At 71.1% G+C, this 16,793-nt stretch carries 13 protein-coding genes; 6 read left to right on the top strand and 7 right to left on the bottom strand.

The annotated features are described in order from the left end of the window. Positions 1-72 precede the first annotated feature (72 nt). Positions 73-2,601, bottom strand: a complete 2,529-nt coding sequence (locus F8178_RS19580; RefSeq protein ID WP_317496322.1) for a helix-turn-helix transcriptional regulator — start codon at positions 2,599-2,601, stop codon at positions 73-75. Next, positions 2,598-3,929: an Hsp70 family protein gene (locus F8178_RS19575; RefSeq protein WP_317496321.1), complete on the bottom strand. Its 1,332-nt coding sequence runs from the start codon at positions 3,927-3,929 to the stop codon at positions 2,598-2,600. Before F8178_RS19575 ends, F8178_RS19580 begins: the two co-directional genes overlap by 4 nt. Before the next feature lie 227 nt (positions 3,930-4,156). On the opposite strand from F8178_RS19575, the gene F8178_RS19570 reads away from it, so the two are divergent. The 5 genes from F8178_RS19570 to F8178_RS19550 all read left to right on the top strand — a co-directional run bounded on the left by F8178_RS19570 (position 4,157) and on the right by F8178_RS19550 (position 10,311). After that, entirely contained in the window at positions 4,157-5,467 is a 1,311-nt protein-coding gene (locus tag F8178_RS19570; protein WP_317496320.1) for an IniB N-terminal domain-containing protein, read from the top strand. A gap of 310 nt (positions 5,468-5,777) precedes the next feature. Beyond that, a complete protein-coding gene (locus F8178_RS19565; protein WP_317496319.1) occupies positions 5,778-7,613 on the top strand; it encodes a dynamin family protein in 1,836 nt (611 codons plus the stop codon). Next, a complete protein-coding gene (locus F8178_RS19560; RefSeq protein ID WP_317496318.1) occupies positions 7,610-9,049 on the top strand; it encodes a hypothetical protein in 1,440 nt (479 codons plus the stop codon). The genes F8178_RS19565 and F8178_RS19560 overlap by 4 nt, the downstream gene beginning before the upstream one ends. Before the next feature lie 35 nt (positions 9,050-9,084). Then, positions 9,085-9,630 (top strand): G/U mismatch-specific DNA glycosylase, encoded by a 546-nt coding sequence (gene mug, locus F8178_RS19555; RefSeq protein WP_317496317.1) that lies wholly within the window; start codon positions 9,085-9,087, stop codon positions 9,628-9,630. 63 nt (positions 9,631-9,693) lie between these two features. Next, a complete protein-coding gene (locus F8178_RS19550; RefSeq protein WP_317496316.1) occupies positions 9,694-10,311 on the top strand; it encodes a hypothetical protein in 618 nt (205 codons plus the stop codon). A 20-nt stretch (positions 10,312-10,331) separates the two neighbouring features. Here F8178_RS19550 and F8178_RS19545 read toward each other — a convergent pair whose 3' ends face one another. The 4 genes from F8178_RS19545 to F8178_RS19530 are packed head-to-tail and all read right to left on the bottom strand — an operon-like array spanning position 10,332 to position 14,422. Further along, a complete protein-coding gene (locus tag F8178_RS19545; RefSeq protein WP_317496352.1) occupies positions 10,332-12,722 on the bottom strand; it encodes an excinuclease ABC subunit UvrA in 2,391 nt (796 codons plus the stop codon). A 14-nt stretch (positions 12,723-12,736) separates the two neighbouring features. Then, positions 12,737-13,531, bottom strand: coding sequence for a VOC family protein (locus F8178_RS19540; protein ID WP_317496315.1), 795 nt, complete (start codon positions 13,529-13,531; stop codon positions 12,737-12,739). A gap of 25 nt (positions 13,532-13,556) precedes the next feature. Beyond that, positions 13,557-13,967 carry a VOC family protein gene (locus tag F8178_RS19535; protein ID WP_317496314.1) on the bottom strand — a complete coding sequence of 137 codons (411 nt, stop codon included), beginning with the start codon at positions 13,965-13,967 and terminating at the stop codon, positions 13,557-13,559. Positions 13,968-13,972: 5 nt separating this feature from the next. Next, positions 13,973-14,422, bottom strand: a complete 450-nt coding sequence (locus tag F8178_RS19530) for a helix-turn-helix transcriptional regulator (protein ID WP_317496313.1) — start codon at positions 14,420-14,422, stop codon at positions 13,973-13,975. Between the two features lie 400 nt (positions 14,423-14,822). Between F8178_RS19530 and F8178_RS19525 the strand changes: the two genes are divergently transcribed. After that, entirely contained in the window at positions 14,823-15,590 is a 768-nt protein-coding gene (locus tag F8178_RS19525) for a TSUP family transporter (protein ID WP_317496312.1), read from the top strand. A 36-nt stretch (positions 15,591-15,626) separates the two neighbouring features. Here F8178_RS19525 and F8178_RS19520 read toward each other — a convergent pair whose 3' ends face one another. Next, positions 15,627-16,433 (bottom strand): HPF/RaiA family ribosome-associated protein, encoded by an 807-nt coding sequence (locus tag F8178_RS19520; RefSeq protein WP_317496311.1) that lies wholly within the window; start codon positions 16,431-16,433, stop codon positions 15,627-15,629. Between the last annotated feature and the right edge of the window lie 360 nt (positions 16,434-16,793).

Genomic DNA, 16,793 nt, shown 5'->3' with positions numbered 1-16,793 from the left:
GGCCTTCTCAACGAGCGCGATGTGAAGAAGATTCGGATCATCGGGTACCGGCACCGCGCTCACCCCGCAGGCTCACCGCCCGAGCAGCGTGCTCAGCTGCGACAGCAGCTCGGCGCGGCTGGTGCACCCGAGACGCTGGCGCATCCTGGCCACGTGATGCTCGACGGTCTTGGCCGAGATGAACAGCCGGGCACCGACCTGCTTGTACGTCATGCCCGCAACGACCAGCTCGGCCACCTCTCGTTCCCTGGCACTCAACGCACCGGCGCCAGCAGGGGCTGCCGCGCCTGCGCCGTCGGCAGGCGGCCCCGTCCCGCCGTGCTCGTGCCACGCCCTGGCACGGTTGAGCAACCGCCGCATGTCCGCGCGGTCGGCTACGCGGATCGCCGCCTGCCCGGCCAGCCGCGACGCTTCCCACCGCAACCCGGCACCCGCCAGCCCGTCCGCTGCATTCTCGACGGCGGCGACGTCGATATCGCCGGTCATCGTGCCGAGCCAGCAGCGCGCAGCCACACCGAGCGGCGCGAGCCGCGGCTCCCGTTCGGCGCAGGTGGCCAGCGCTGCCGCGCACGCGGATGCCCGGCCGCTGTCGTCGGTCACCAGTGCGGCGTGCAGCCGGGACCAGTGCAGCTGGCCGGACCACAGCGGCGGCTCACCGAGCTCGCGCAGCAGCTCGAGCGAACGCCGCAGCGGACCGCCGACCCGCTCGGGCTCGCCCAGCCTGGCCGCAGCCACCACGAGCTCGCCGAGCGGCAGCAGCGTGAACAGGTCCGAGGGAAGCCGGATCACGGTGGTACTCGCACGGGTCCAGGCCTCGCTCAACGCCCCGCGGTCCCGTTCCCTGCGCGCGATGCCGACGTCGAGCGCGACCGCGAACAACTCGTCCCTCGGTGCCAGCGGGCGCGCCACGGCTGCCTTGCGCTCCGCGGCGACCCCCGTGTCCCCGCGCAGCAGCGCTGCCCACGCGTGGAGCAGGTGTTGCCTGGGGCGCAGGGTGGCACCTCCGGCGCCCGTGGCGAGAGCGCGCTCCAACACGGTCTCGGCGAGGTCGAGGTCTGCGGTGTGCATCGCGGCGATCGCGGCCAACGCGGCTGGGCTATCCGCCAGCAGCATGTCACGCCCAGCCGGCTCCAGCTCATCGGCAGCAGTGACCAGTGTGGACAGCACACTGTCCGCGGGGCGGCTCACCGAATCCACGATCCCCCGCGCAAGCGAGGCAGCAGCGCCGAGCCGCAGCGTGGGGGCCTGCGCCCTCCCGTTGGCGCCGTGCAGCTCCCGTTCGGCATCGGCGAGCCCTCCGGTCGCGGTGTCGGCGATGGCCGCCCACACCGCCGCGTAGCCCGTGCCTGCCCAGCGGGCGACCTCGGCGCTGCGTGCCAGCTGGCCCCGGTGCGCGTGGGCGATCGCCGCGATCTGGGCACCTTCATCCCTGGCGTGCGCCTGTTCGGAGGCGATCGCGTGGTCGGCGAGCCGCAGCGCGGTGTCCATCTCACCGGAACGGGCGGCGGCCTCCGCCCACCGGCTCGCGACCGACGGCAGCGGGCGCCCAGCACGCACGGCGGCATCGAAAAGCCTGGCCGCGAGCGCGGGGTCCTGCCCCATCACCTCCTCGGCCGCGGTGGTGAACGCCGGGGCGAAGCCGCTCCCGGTGTGCCCGCTGTCCATCCAGGGCAGCACCGTCGGCAGCACCGGCTGCCTGTCCCGCATCCGCAGCTCGACGATCCGCTGCCGCATGGCGTCCCTGCGTTCGGCGGGCACGAAGGAACGCAGCGCGTGGGCACCGACCTGCAGCAGCGCACCGTCGGCGTCGAACAGGCCTGTCGCTCGGGCGGTTTCGAGCACCGCCGCGACATCGTCCTGCCCGGTATCGAGCAGCTCGGCGAGCAGCTCCAGATCCAGGCTGGCCCCGGCTTCGGCGGCGAGCAGCACGGTCATCGTATCCGCGCGGGCCTGCTGCAGCTCGTGGTACACCGGTGCCACGCACGCCGCACACGCGTCCCCGTCAGCGGGCTGCGCCGGGTGTCCGGAAGCGTCCCCGGATGTCGCGCGGGCGATCTCGGCCACGAACCCGGGAACACCGCCGGTGCACCGCTGGACAGTGCGCGCCAGCTCGCGCGATACTGCGGTGGCGCCAGCGGCACGCAGGCACGAGTGGACTTGCCCTACGTCGAAGGGTCGCAACACGATCTGCCCGCGTAGCCTGCCGAGCAACGCGTCTAGCCCGTCGGGCCGTGGCATCGGGCGCGCGGCGAGCACGATCCCCACGCGCGCGTCCGCGGCCAGCCGGGACAGCGTGGCCAGTTCGGCGGGATCCAGCTCGTGCGCATCGTCGACGAGCACCAGCAACTCCCGCTCGGCGAGCAGGTCGGCGGGAGGTGGCGCGTACGGCTGGTAGCGCGCCACCGTCATGCCGTTGCCCGCGCAAGCGCGTTCCAGGTGGTCGAGCAGCGCGGTCTTGCCGTACTGGCCGGGGGCGACAACGGCCAGCTTGACCGGCGCGAGGGCGCCGTCCGCGATGCCCGCGCACAGCCGTTCCGTCGGTCCGTCCAGGATGGGCGCGTCGAGCGTCGCGCTGGCAGGCTCCGGCACCGGCGGTGTCATGCGCGTTCCTCCTCGCGCTCGCGCTGCCACCGTTTCGGCCGGGGCAGTGGCAACGACATGCGCCGCCGCGATCGTGGTGGTTCGAGCGGGGTGATGCTGACGGGCGGGCGCGGTGGCGGCGACTCACGCCACTCACCCTCGTCGCTACCGCCGGGCGCTGCGATCCGCCCGTTGCCTGCCTGGCCGAAGGGTCCGGCGGCGGGCGGGGAACCGGTGACCAGCTCCGCCCGCTCACCGTCCGGTTCGCTGTCCGGCTCACCGGCGCGACCCGGCCGGGCGGCCACGGCCGCGCCGAGCGCCGCCGCCCTTGCCGGATCTCCTGGGGTGACCACGGGCCAGGTCAGCGTCGCAGGGGCCAGCTCGACGGCCAGCGGCATCCTGGCGGTGCCGCCCGCGAGGAGGACGGTTCCCCGATGCTCGTCCGGCACCGGCGCCAGCACGTCGCGCGCGGCCCGCAGCGCCGTCGCGACGACCGGCCTGGCGAGCCGATCCAGCTCCGCCCGGCTGACGCTCACCCGTTCCAGGCCGCCCCGCATCGGAACGGGCACCTCGGCGTGCTGCTCGGTCGCGAGGTCTTCCTTGGCCTGCCTGCATCCGGCGCGCAATCGGTCCATCGCGCCTGCCGGTGCGGCACCGTTCGCGTTCCCTGTCGCTGATCCCGCGCGGGCGAGGGCGTGGTCGGCGAGCAGGTCGTCGATCCGCCTTCCCGGCCTGCCGTCCGGCACGGTGCCGTAGGCGAGGACGTCGAAACCGGACCGCTCGCGCCGCACGACCGCCGCGCAGGCACGCGCGCCGCCGAGGAGGCACACCCCGAGCGTGGCCCCCGCAGCGGCCCCTTCCCGCGCGCCGTAAGCTTCCGCGACAGCGGCGACGCCGGGCAGCAGCAGCGTGTCACCGAGACCAGCGCCGTGCAGGGCTTCCCGCAGGACACGACACCGGTAAGGCCCCCACGAGCTCGGGTGGGTCACGGCGATCCGTTCCGGAGGCTCGCCCTCGCGTTCCGTGGCACGCTCGGCGATCCATGCGGCGAAACTCGCCACCAGCCCGGCCGCTGGCCAGGGGCCGCTCGGCAGCAGCAGCGGAACCGGATCGCCCACCCTGTCCAGAACGTCCCGAACAGACCGGGCGGGCTCGGCGCTCGCGTGCGATCGGGCGCGGCTGCCCGCCAGCACCGTGCCGTCTCCGGTGACGAACAGCGTGGATTCGACCGTTTCGTCCGTCCCTTCCAGAGAGAGCGGTTCCGGGGCCGCCCACGCCCCGCCCCGCAGCCGCGACACCGCCGCACGCGCGCTGCTGTTGCCGATGTCCATTCCCAGGGCATAAGGCATCCGTGCCGTTTCCCTCCGAGTCCGTCGCCGTGCCACGACGCTCGCGTGCCGTCACCTGCCCCCGTGCAGGACAACCTTAGATCCCCTAGTCCCCCTATCGGATCCCCTACTGTCACCTATCCGGACGAGATGAACAACAGGGAGTGAGCCCCGATGTGTTGGTTTCTCCTGATTCATAGCCTGAACGTGTCTATTTGGGGATTACTGGCAAGGAGATACTCACACTGATGCAAGATCTGACCCTGCGCGATTTCGTGCTCAACCTGCTCACCGACGAAGGGGCGCGCGCCTCGTTCAGCGCCGACCCGGCGGCCGCGCTGAGCAGCGCGGGCCTGCAGGACGTCACCGCCACGGACGTCCAGGAGGTCATCCCGCTCGTCCTCGACGAGGGGCCCGGCCTCGCAGCCGTCGACCCGGCCACGCTGCCGTCGGCCGACGCGATCGAGCAGCTGCAGGCGGTCGCCCACGTGGCAAGCACCGCGGACACCGGAACCACCGGCTTCGCCGGAGGCGAGTCGCCGCTCGGCTCGGTCACCGGCGGCGGGGGCGTGTTCCAGCCCGGCGCCAGTGAGGCCGCCTACGGCAGCGCCGCCATCGACGGCGCCCAGTTCTCGGGAGTGGCCTCTGCGGGCTTGGCACCGCAGGAAGCTGGCGGCGGGTTCGCCGCCGACTCCCCGTTCGGCCCGGTTTCCGGCAGTGCATCCGGCTCGCTGAGCGGGACCTCGCTGGAGGGGGGCTACGACGGCACCGCCCACTGGAGCGGCGGCTTCAACGGCGGCGCCGACGGGTTCTCGGCATCGACCACCAGCGGTTCCCCCCTCGACAGCGTCAACACCGGCTTCGGGGGTGACGCGTCGGGTCTCAACGGCACGTTCTCCGCCGAGTTCGCCGGTGGCGGGTTGGACGCGGGTGGCGACGCCAACGGCGCAGCCGCTGCCAGCGGCCTCGCCGGTTACCTCTCGACCGGCGGTGACGCCTTCAGCGACGCGCTGAGCTCCGGCGCGGACACGCTGCCCGGCGATCCCTACGACTCCCCGGCCCCGACCGGCGGTGCCCCGGTCGGCGACCCGACCTCCGGCCTACCGTCCAGTGGCGACCCGCTCGACGGGCAGATACCGCCCGCCGACACCGCGATGCCCGCGGGCCCGGACGTGCTCGACGGCGTCCCTGCCGACCCGCTCGCAGGCGTTGCTGGCGAGCTGCCGTTCGACCTGCCGGGAGCGGGCGCCGGCCGGATCGACGACCCGATGGCCGGGGAGCTGCCAGGGGAGCTTCCGGAGGACGTACCGAGCGACGTTCCCTCCGACCTTCCGGTGGCCAACCCGCTGCCCGAACAGGACGGCGGCTCCGGCGGGGCGGAGGCGAGCGGGAGCGCCCGCGCCGAGGGCTCCGCGAACGGTGACACCTCAGGGGAGCCGGGCCAGGTGTCCTCCTCCGGGGATCTCGTCAGCGACAGCCCGGTCGGCGACCTCACCGGGACGCCGCAGGACTCGCTATCCGAGCCCAGCGGCACCCTCGACGGCCTGGCAGGCGGCTGACAACTGCCAGACGCGCGGGAGCGTCGTGCGCGTGCCCGGCGCTCCCGCGCCGGTTCCGGGTTGTCGTGCTCAACGGCCCGCTTCCCTTGCCGATCTTCACCTGAAAGGGCTAGCAAGGCACACTGGGATCCATGCACAGGTCGGGTCATGCGGGGCGGGCAGCGGCACGGGCGCCTGCGGCGGTACGGGTGGCGGTCCATAGCCGCCCACCGCACCCCCTTTCCGACCGTCATCCCGGCGGGCAGCGTCGTGTGCCGCACCCGTCGGACCCGCCGCTCCGCCGGTGCGTGCCTGACCGTCCGGACGGCTGATGACGGCGTCGTGGTTGAGCCTGCTCGATGAGGCCATCAAGGAATGCACCGCCCGTGACCGCCCCGACCTCGGCTGGCGATTGCGGCACCGGCGGCACCAGCTCGGCAGGGGGAAGCTGCGCGTCGTCGTGCTCGGCGAGCGAGGCCAGGGCAAGAGCCAGCTGGTCAACGCGCTGCTCAACGCGCCGGTGTGCGCCGTCGGTGACGAGCTGACGACCAGGGCGCCCGCCGTGATCGAGCACAACGCCACCCCGGCAGCGGAGATCGTCAGCGCGGGCGGGCACGCTCACGCGCTGGAAAGCGCCAACCGGGCAGCCGAGCGCACCGAGACCCCCGTCGAGTCGGCGACGGCGCGCGCCAACTCCGTGGCGCGCGGCGATTCCGGACCCGTCCGCGCGCAGATCGGGCTGCCTGCCCCGCTGCTGGCCGACGGGCTGACCCTGGTCGACACCCCTGGGATCGCCGGGCCCGACTCGCCGAGCACGGCAGCCGCGCTGTCCGAAGTGTTCGCCGCCGATGCCGTGCTCATCGCTTCCGACGCCACCGCCGAACTGTCGGAGACCGAACTGGACCTGCTGACCCGCATCAGCACGATGTGCGCGGCGGTGATGATCGCCTTCACCAAGATCGACATCGTGCCGCGGTGGCGCGACGTCCTTTCGGCCGACCGTGCCCGGCTCGCGCAGCTGGGTATCCCGGCCACGGTGGTACCGGTCTCGGCTGCGGTGCGGATGGCCGCCGCACGCTCCGGCGACACCGTTCTCAACGGCGACTCCGGCTTCGAGACGCTGCTCGCCCGGCTGCGCAGCGACTGGATCAACCACGCGGAACAGCTGAACCGCCGGTCGGCGGCGACGCTGACCGGCATGGCACTGGAACAGCTCAGCACCCCGCTGCGGGAGGAGCTCACCGCCACCCGGCAAGCCGACTCCGGGCCCGCGGTGGCCAGGTGGCGCGCCCTCGGCCGTGAGCTGGAGGAGGTGCAGCGGCGCTCGGCCCGGGTACAGACCGTGCTCGCCGACGAGGTCGCCGACCTGACCTCCGATGTGGAGTACGACCTTCGCGACCGCACCCGGCAGATCCTGCAGCGGGCGGACGAGTACTTCGACGAGGCCGACCCGGAGAAGAGCTGGCACGAGTTCGAAGCGTGGCTGACCGACAACCTGGCCGCCGCTGCCGACGCCAACATCACCTGGCTGTGGGAACGGTTCGACGGGGTCGCGGGCAAGGTCGCGCACATGCTATCTCCGGCAGACGCCGAACTGCTCGCCACGTTGCCCGCGACCGAACCGCTGCCCGAGCCGGACACCCGGGTACGCATGCCCGCTTTCGAGCGGTTCGGCGCGGCCGCGAAACTGTTCGTCGGGATCCGTGGCTCCTACGGTGGGCTGCTCATGGTCGGGCTGGCGAGCACGCTGGTCGACATGCCGCTGATCAACCCGCTGTCGATCGCCGCAGGCGCGGCGTTCGGCATCAAGGCCGTGTTCGAGGAGCGTGCGGCGCGGCTCAAACGCCGTCAGGCCAGCGCCAAGACCGCCGCACAGCGCCACGTCGACGGGTTTTTCCTCACTTACAGCAAGGAGACCAAGGACCTCGCCCGGCTGCTGCAGCGGGCGTTACGCGACCACATCTCGGAGTGGTCCGAGCAGCGACGTGCCGAGCTCACCGCCGAAGCGAAGTCGGTCAAGGAAACCATCGATGCCGACAGCGCGCGGCGCACCCGGCGCGAGCGGGAGCTCACCGCCGCACTGCAGCGCATCAACACGCTGCATGCGCGGGTGCGCTCGGTGAGCGCGGACGCGAGCCGCGGTAGCCCGCTGGGATTGACGGCATGAACCTGCCGGAACGGACCGCCCACCTGGTGCACCGGGCGCTGCGGCGTTACCACGACCACGCCGAGGCGAACGCGCTGCTCGGCAGGCAGCTGGCGCGGTTCGACGAGCCGCTTCGGCTCGCCGTGGTCGGGCCCGGCCGGTCGGGGAAATCCACCCTCGTCAACGCCCTGGTCGGCGCGCAGGTCGCGCCGCTCGAGTCAGGGGGGACGGCGGTGCCGTGCTGGTACCGCGCCGGTTCGCCGCCCCGGGTGACGCTCTACCCCGCGGGCGCGCCGCCCCGCGAGTACCCGGCCGAACGGGCCGAGCGTGGCCTGGCAACGGACCTCGGCGACCTACCGGGAACCGAGGCCCAGCACGCGGCGGTCGACTGGCCGAGCCGTTCGCTGCAAGAGCTCACGGTGCTCGACGCGCCCGCGGCTGGCGATCACGCGAGCGAGCAACGGCTCACCGCGCACACCGCCGACGCCGATGCTGCGCTGTGCCTCGTACCCGACCCGCATCGCGCTACCACGGCGAGTACCGCGCCACTGCGCGAGCTCCACCAGCATCCGATCGCGGCCGCCGCTCCGGTGCACACGCTGACCGTGCTCTCCCGCGCTGACGAACTCGGCGCCTGCCGGGTCGACGCGCTGATCTCGGCGCGGCAGATCGCCAGGAAGTACCGACACACCGCCGGGGCAGGCGAGCTCAGCCAGGACACCATCGCGGTGGCCGCGCTCGCGGGCGAGGCGGCGCGCACGATCGACGACACCGAGTTCGGCGCGCTCACCGCGCTGGCGAGCGTGCCCAAGGACGACCTCGCCACACAGCTGATATCCGTCGACCGCTTCGCCGATGCCGAGCTGCGCTCCCCGGTCGCCCCAGGGATGCGGCACGCCCTGCTCCTGCGGTTCGGCCTGTTCGGGCTGCGGCTGGCGACCACGCTGATCCGCCAGGGCGCGACCACCATGCCCACGCTCGCCGCGCAGATCGCGCAGCGCAGCGGCATCAGCGACCTCAGGGAGGCGATCCGGCAACACTTCGTCGACCGCGCCGGGGTGCTCAAAGCACGCGCGGCGCTGATCGTGCTGGACAAGCTGCTGCGGAGCGTGCCGAACGCCGGGGCGCGGGAGCTGCACGACGAGCTGGACAGCATCGTCGCCGGTGCGCACGAGCTCGCCGAACTCCGGTTGCTCAGCGGGCTGGCCACGGGCAGGGTCACGCTGCCTGACGAGCTCGGCGACGAGGCGGCCCGGCTCGCGGGCGCCAACGGCACCCGCGCCGCAGCCCGGCTCAACCTGGACCGCGACTACCCGCCGGGTAGCCCGCCGTACCGGGAGGCGCTGTTCGGCGCGTTGTGGCGCTGGCGCGCCTACGCCGAGAGCCCCGTACTGGACAACGCCCAGCGCCACGCCGCGCGGCTCGTGGTCCGCAGCTGTGAGGAGCTGGCACGGTAACCGTGGGATCGCCGATCGCGGCTAACGTGGTGTCCATGGCCCGACCGACGCCCGAGCAGCTGGCGGCTGCCCGCGACCGCACCATCGACGACGTGATCGCTCCCGGCCTATCCGTCCTGTTCTGCGGCATCAACCCAGGGTTGTACTCGGGCGCGACGGGCTACCACTTCGCCAGGCCGGGCAACCGGTTCTGGGCGGCACTACACCGGGCCGGGTTCACGCCGCGGCAGCTCGACCCGAGCGAGCAGGACGAACTGCTCGACCACGGCATCGGTATCACCAACCTCGCGGCCCGCACCACCGCGAGGGCGGACGAGCTCAGCACGGCCGAGCTGCGCGACGGGGCCGAGCGGTTGGGCGAGCTCGTCGAGCGGTATCACCCGCTGGCCGTCGCGATCGTCGGGATCAGCGCCTACCGCACCGCCTTCGACCGGCCGAACGCGCGCGTCGGCAAGCAACCCCACACCGTGCGCGGCGCGCCCCTCTGGGCACTGCCCAACCCGAGCGGGCTCAACGCCCACTACCAGCTGCCCGCGCTTGTCGCGGCGTTCGGCGAGCTGCGCGAGGCCACCCGGCACTGACGCGTGACGCGCCGCGCTCGTCACACAGGCGCGCCACCCGGGGCGGTGGCACCATACAAGGTGATGAGGGCGTTACTACCGGAGCTCAACCTGGAGCGGCCGCTACGCGAGACGGCCCACTCCGGTGGGGCGTTCGTGCATCACGCGCTGACCGAACCGTTCCGTGAGGTGCTGGCACGCGAGCTCGGCGACGCGGCGTTCGAGGCCATGCCCGACCGCGTGGGGCCGTACGAGGTTCGCCAGCACGGCGCGCAGTTCTTTCTCCACGGCGACGACGTCGCGAACTGGCCCGCGATCGACAAGGTGCGAAGCGAACTGGCCCGGCTGGTGCACCGGCACGGGCACCAGGTGCGTGGTGTCGCCGGGTGGGAGCCGAACGAGGTGGCGGTGCAGCGCTACCCCGCGGGCTCCGGCGGCATCGGGGTACACCGGGACGGCAAGCGGTACCGCCTGCTGGTCGCGATCGTCACCGTCGAGGGCACCGGGACGCTGTCGCTGTGCACCGACAGGCAGGGCACGGTCGAGCGGCAGTGGTCGACCGCGCCGGGGAGCCTGACGCTACTGCGCGGGCCCGAGCTGAACGGCGCCGGCGACGGGCGGCCGCTGCACCGGCTCCAGACCACAGGGGAGGTCACACGCACCTCGCTGACCTTCCGGATGAATGACCATCCACCGCGGTAGCGGGACCGTCGCCGTCCACCTCAACCGCTTGTGCCCACGTAGTCCGCGAGGTGCCTGCCGGTGAGGGTGGCGCGGGCGGCGACGAGCTCGGCGGGGGTGCCCTCGAAGACGACACGGCCGCCATCGTGACCGGCACCGGGGCCGAGGTCGATGATCCAGTCGGCGTGGGCCATCACCGCCTGGTGGTGCTCGATGACGATGACCGACTTGCCGGAGTCGACGAGCCGGTCGAGCAGGCCGAGCAGCTGCTCGATGTCGGCGAGGTGCAGGCCGGTCGTCGGCTCGTCGAGGATGTAGACACCGCCGTCCTCGGCCATGTGGGTCGCCAGCTTGAGGCGCTGCCGCTCGCCGCCGGACAGCGTGGTGAGCGGCTGGCCCAGGGTGAGGTAGCCGAGCCCGACGTCGGCGACACGGTTGAGGATCGTGTGCGCGGCCGGGGTGCGCGCCTCGCCGGCGCCGAAGAACTCGCGGGCCTCGGCCACCGACATCGCGAGCACCTCACTGATATCGCGCCCGCCCAGCTTGTACTCCAGCACCGTAGCCTCGAACCGCTTGCCGCCACAGTCCTCGCACGGCGTGGACACTGTTTCCATGAACCCGAGCTCGGTGTAGATGACACCGTTGCCATTGCAGGTCGGGCATGCGCCCTCCGAGTTGGCGCTGAACAGCGCGGGTTTCACACCGTTGGCCTTGGCGAAGGCCTTGCGGATCGGTTCGAGCAGGCCGGTGTAGGTCGCCGGGTTGCTGCGTCGTGAACCTTTGATCGCACTCTGGTCGATCGTCACGACGCCGTCGCGCCCGGCGATCGAGCCGTGTATCAAGGAGCTCTTGCCCGAGCCAGCCACGCCCGTGACGACGACCAGCGCGCCGAGCGGGATGTCGACGTCGACGTCCTGAAGATTGTGCAGGTCCGCACCGCGCACTTCGAGCGCGCCCGCAGGCTCCCGCACCGCTTGCTTCAGCTGTGCCCGGTCCTCGAGGTGTCGGCCGGTGACCGTGTCGCTGGTGCGAAGCCCGTCCACGGTGCCCTCAAAGCAGATCACGCCACCGTCGGTGCCAGCACCGGGGCCGAGATCGACGACGTGGTCGGCGATCGTGATCGTCTCCGGCTTGTGCTCGACCACCAGCACGGTGTTTCCCTTGTCGCGCAGGCGCAGTAGCAGGTCGTTCATCCGCTGGATGTCATGCGGGTGCAACCCGATGGTCGGTTCGTCGAACACGTAGGTGACGTCGGTCAGCGCCGAGCCGAGCTGTTTGAGCAGCTTGATCCGCTGCGCCTCGCCGCCAGAGAGGGTGCCGGAAGGCCGGTCGAGCGAGAGGTAGCCCAGCCCGATCTCCACGAACGAGTCGAGCAGCTCGCCCAATGCCGTCAGCAGCGGCGCCACGGCTGGCTCCGTCAGCCCGCGCACCCACTCGGCGAGGTCGCTGATCTGCATGGCGCAGACGTCGGCGATGGTGAGCCCACCTACCTTCGAGGACCGGGCCGACTCGCTCAGGCGGGTCCCGCCGCAATCGGGGCACGCCTTGAACGTGACGGCCCGATCCACGAAGGCGCGGATATGGGGCTGCATGGCCTCCCGGTCCTTGGCGAGGAACGACTTGCGCACCTGCGGCACCAGACCCTGGTAGGTCATGTTGGTGCCACCGATTTTGATCTTGGTGTCCTCGCGGTACAGCAGATCGTGCAGCTCGGTCCCGGTGTAGTCGCGGATCGGCTTGTTGGGGTCGAAGTACCCCGAATCCGTGTAGAACCGCACCGACCATCCGCCTGCCTTGTAACCAGGGATCGTGATCGCGCCCTCGTTGAGCGACTTGGTCTCGTCGTAGAGCTGCGACACGTCGAGATCCGACACCTGCCCCCTGCCCTCACAGCCCGGGCACATGCCGCCGTGGTAGATGGCATCCCGCACGATGGTTTTTTCGCCCGTGGCGCTGGTCATGACACCGCTTGCTTTCCGGGCAGGGACGTTGAACGCGAAGGCGGTCGGGGGACCGATGTGCGGCTCGCCCACCTTGCTGAACAACAGCCGCAGGATCGCGTTGGCGTCGGTCACGGTGCCGACGGTGGAGCGGATGTTGGCGCCCATCCGCTCCTGATCGACGATGATCGCCGTGGTCAACCCGTCGAGCGCGTCCACGTCGGGCCGGGCGAGGGTAGGCATGAAGCCCTGCACGAACGCGCTGTAGGTCTCGTTGATCATCCGTTGCGACTCGGCGGCGACCGTGTCGAAAACCAGCGAGCTCTTGCCCGAACCGGACACCCCGGTGAACACCGTCAGCCTGCGCTTAGGGAGCTCGACGCTGATGTCACGGAGGTTGTTCTCGCGCGCTCCGTGCACGCGGATCCGGTCGTGGCCATCGGCCGGGTGCCGCGCGGGCGCCCTGGTGTCGGTGCTGGAGGCCGTGCTCATCCTGCTCCCATCCGTCACGCCGACGACACCTTCCACAGGAAACCGTCCGGGTCAGTGAAGTACCCGACGTAGTCGCCCCCGGAAGTCTCCGCGGCCGCCACTGCGACCTGGCCGCCTGCGGCCACCGCCTCGGCCAGTCGGGCGTCGACCTCATGCCGGGAACCTGCCCTGCGGTCGAGGACCATGGCGCTGGATCCCGCACCATCGCGGTCGATGCCCACGTCCTTGGCGAGGTCCTTACGCGGCATCAGGCAGAACCGGCACGTCCCAGGGTTCGGGTGAAAATCGATGTACGAGGTGCCGTAATCCCTGTCGACCGTCATACCGAGTGCCACGTAGAAGGCTCTGGACACCTTCGGGTCGGAGACGCCGAGGATGATCCCGGTTTCGGTCGGCAGCGGAGGGTCCCCTGCGGGGCCGGTGTCCTTCTTGGTGGGTGCAGCCACCTTCCATACCGCGCCGTCCGGGGCTTGGAACACCCCGGAGAACGCACCGAACAGCGCCTTCTTCGCAGGCTTGTGCACCTTCGCCCCGTTCCGGGATGCGGCATCCACCAAGGACGCGACCTCACTGGGCTGGCTGACCACGTACGACACGATGTAGCCGCGGAAGCCCGATGTCGCCGGATCCGCGCCCGCATCCGAGGTGAGCTCCTCGATCCCGTGCAGCGATAGCTGCCCAGTCCCGTGCATGTCGAGCTGCACGAACTGGCCACCGCCGGTGGCGGTGGGCGATAGCACTGAGGTGTAGAACTCGTGCGCGTCCGGCACATCCGGCACACCGAGGGTGACGTTATCGAGCGAGAGCATGATGGTCGGCTCCTTTACCTCGGGCTCAGCGCCGCTGCTGCATCCGGACCATGTTGCCTGCGGGGTCGCGGAAGGCGCAGTCGCGAGCACCCCACGGCTGATCGGTCGGTTCCTGCATGACCTCGGCACCGCTGGCCCGCACCCGCTCGAAGGCGCCTTCGAGGTCGCTGGTGGCCAACATGATGCTGGCGTAGGTTCCCTTGGCCATCATCTCAGTTATGGTGCGCCGCTCGTCCTCGGTGACGCCGGGCTCGGCGCCCGGCGGGTACAGGACGATGTTCACCTCGGGCTGTTTCGGAGGCCCGACTGTGTTCCAGTGCATGCCGCCGTATTCGACCTGGTTACGGACCTCGAATCCGAGGGCGTCGCGATAGAAGGCCAGGGAGGCCTCCGGGTCGTCGTGCGGGAGGAATGTCGAGTGAATGATGATATCCATGGCGGTCACGCTAGCTTCGGCTCGGTGACCCGCGCTTCTCGATTCCTGATCGGTCTGGTCACCTGCTTGGCCACGCACGGCGGCATGCCCGCTGTCGCGCTCGCCGCGTCACGCCGGTAGACACTCGGTGGCACGCCGACCAGCTCGGCGAAGCGGGTGCTGAAGGTGCCAAGCGATGAGCAGCCGACCGCGAAGCACACCTCGGTGACGGTGAGATCGCCGCGCCGCAGCAGCGCCATCGCCCGCTCGATACGCCGCGTCATCAGATAGGCGTACGGCGACTCGCCGTAGGCGAGCCGGAACTCGCGGCTGAGATGCCCGGCCGACATGTTGACACCACGGGCCAGCGCCTCGACATCCAAGGGCCGGGCGTACTCGCGGTCGATCCGGTCCCGGACCCGGCGCAGCCGCGCGAGGTCGCGCAATCGTTGCGTCGTGTCGGATCTGCCGCCCATGGGCGGATCGTACATCGCAGCCGGGCGCCCTGCCTCCCGTTTCACCGAGAGAGGTCAGCGGCGACCGTCTACCGGCCGACGAGGCGAGGGATCGTGGCCAGCCACGCATGAGCGAACAGCACCACGCGATCGACAACGTGAACAACCAGAGCGTGCCGCCCGGCGGGCTCGTCTCCGTGACGGCATCAACCACCGCCGTGGTGGCCACCAGCAGCCTGCATGGTGAACCGGCCACCCACAACGGGAGCGTCCGGCGCCGCATCCCGATCTCGGCTACCCTACCGTGCGGCTGTCACCCGCAGCCTGTCGTCGCGTGCCGCGGTCGACCATCCGGGCCGCCCGAGGCGGTGTCGACTGTCCGTTCGGCCGGTGCTACTCGCTGTCGGGGGGGATCTGTGCTGTGGATGCTGTTGGTGTAGGAGCGTTGCTGGCTGCCGCGGCGGCCGCGGGCTGGGTGGACGCGGTGGTTGGCGGCGGCGGACTCGTGCTCATCCCCGCGCTGATGGTTGCCTTTCCCCACCTACCACCTGCTGTGGCGCTTGGGACGAACAAGCTCACCGCCATCACCGGAACGGCGGTCGCGGCCGTCACGTACGCACGCCACACCCCGCTGGACCGCTCCGTTGCGCTACCCGCGGCCGGTCTGGCCGTGCCTGCCGCGGGCCTGGGAGCGCTGACTGCCGCCTCGCTGCCCGCCGACTGGTTCCGGCCGATCATCATGGTGCTGCTCATCGCGGTGGCGCTCTTCGTCGCGGCCAGGCCCGGTTTCGGTGCCCGCCAGCGCACGAACGTGACCAGCCGGAACAGGCGGCTGTTCGTGATCGCACTCGCCGGATGCGTGATCGGTTTCTACGACGGCATCTTCGGCCCCGGCACCGGCACGTTCCTCATCATGGTGTTCACCAGCGTGCTGTCCATGGAATTCCTCAAGAGCACGGCACTGGCGAAGGTCGTCAACGTCGGCACGAACCTCGGAGCACTCGCCGTCTTCGCAGCCCACGGTCAGGTGCTGTGGCTCATCGGAACGGCCATGGCCGTGTGCAACATCGCCGGTGCCCGCATCGGGGCGAGGACCGCGCTGCGCCGCGGTTCCGGCTTCGTACGTGCCGTGCTGATCGTGGTCGTGACCGTCATGGTCATCAGGCTGGGTATCGAGCAGTTCGGCTGATGCCTACCACCGGGACGGCCTCGGCCCCCCGCGTTACTACGGGTCGGCGGGGGTGATGAGGCCGTAGTGGCCGTCGTAGCGGTGATAGAGCACGCTGCCACGACCTCGTTCGGTGTTGAGAAAGAACACGAACGGCAGGGCGGTCAGGGTCAGCCGTGTGGTGGCGTCGCTGGGAGCCAGTTCCGGGGCCGGGTGGGGGCTGATGGTCACGGGCACATGGTGGGGGGCGAGTTCATCCGAGGTCGATGGGTCGGTCTGGGCGATCCGGTAGCCGGTGGCTCCTGCGTGGTAAAGCACGCTGTCCTTGCCGGTTCCGGTTTCGGTGAACAACCAGAAGTCGTAGTCCATCAGGTCGAGATCGGTCGCGGCTTCGTCCAGGGTGCTGCGGTGGATGGTGAAGGCCTTACGCCGGATGATCCGGCGTTCGTGTTCGGGGCGCGGGAAGTAACGGGGCCGGTGGCTGGGTTCGCTGCCGTGCCGCCACTCATGCGGTGCGGTGGATGGCCGCTGGCCGCGGCGGCTTTGCCAGTGCTGGGCGATGCGCTTCAACCGCTGCCGCAGGCGGTCGTCGAGGCGGTCGATCGCCTCCCACGCGGTGGCACCTGCGACCTGGGCGCGCACCAGTCGCCCATTGACGTCCAGGTTGGCCTGCGCGGTCACCGGCCGGGACACGGCCGGGTTGCGGTGCTCGCTCAGCCGCACCCGTGCGAACAGCACCGGCTCGGGCGCCAGCCGCAACAGCCGGGTGACCTTGTCGCGGGCGTAGCGATCGGCCCCCGGTAGCTGTGCGCGGCCGTCGACCTGAACATCGACGACGGTGTGGCGGGCGTTCTCGGCTGTCATCTCGCGAGCATGCTGCACGGTAGGTGCTCCAGGCATGAGACGTTGGTCCCGGGCTGTGGTGACCCACGACCCGCAGTTCGGGCCCGGCTGCCGGTATCGCCAAAGGTCCCCGCCGAATCCCTACCGAGGACCAGACCACCGACGGCATTGTGCTCTGGAACGAACCCGGATCCCGGGCGATGGTCATGGCACCTGATGCTGTCCGGCTCTGGGAAGGGGGTGGCGGCAGCGATGGGGGGTGTCCCTATGGGGTTGGTCAAGCGGCTGCCGGGAGTTTTTCCTTCGGTGCGGGCTGGGCGGGTTGGTAGTAGGTGCCGTTGCGCAGCATGGCGAACAGGACGTCGCAGCGGCGCCGGGCGA

This window comes from Haloechinothrix sp. LS1_15, from assembly GCF_033042135.1.
Classification (GTDB): domain Bacteria; phylum Actinomycetota; class Actinomycetes; order Mycobacteriales; family Pseudonocardiaceae; genus Haloechinothrix.
The sequence above is the reverse complement of the archived record's forward strand: the minus strand, read 5'-3'. Positions and strand labels throughout refer to the sequence as shown.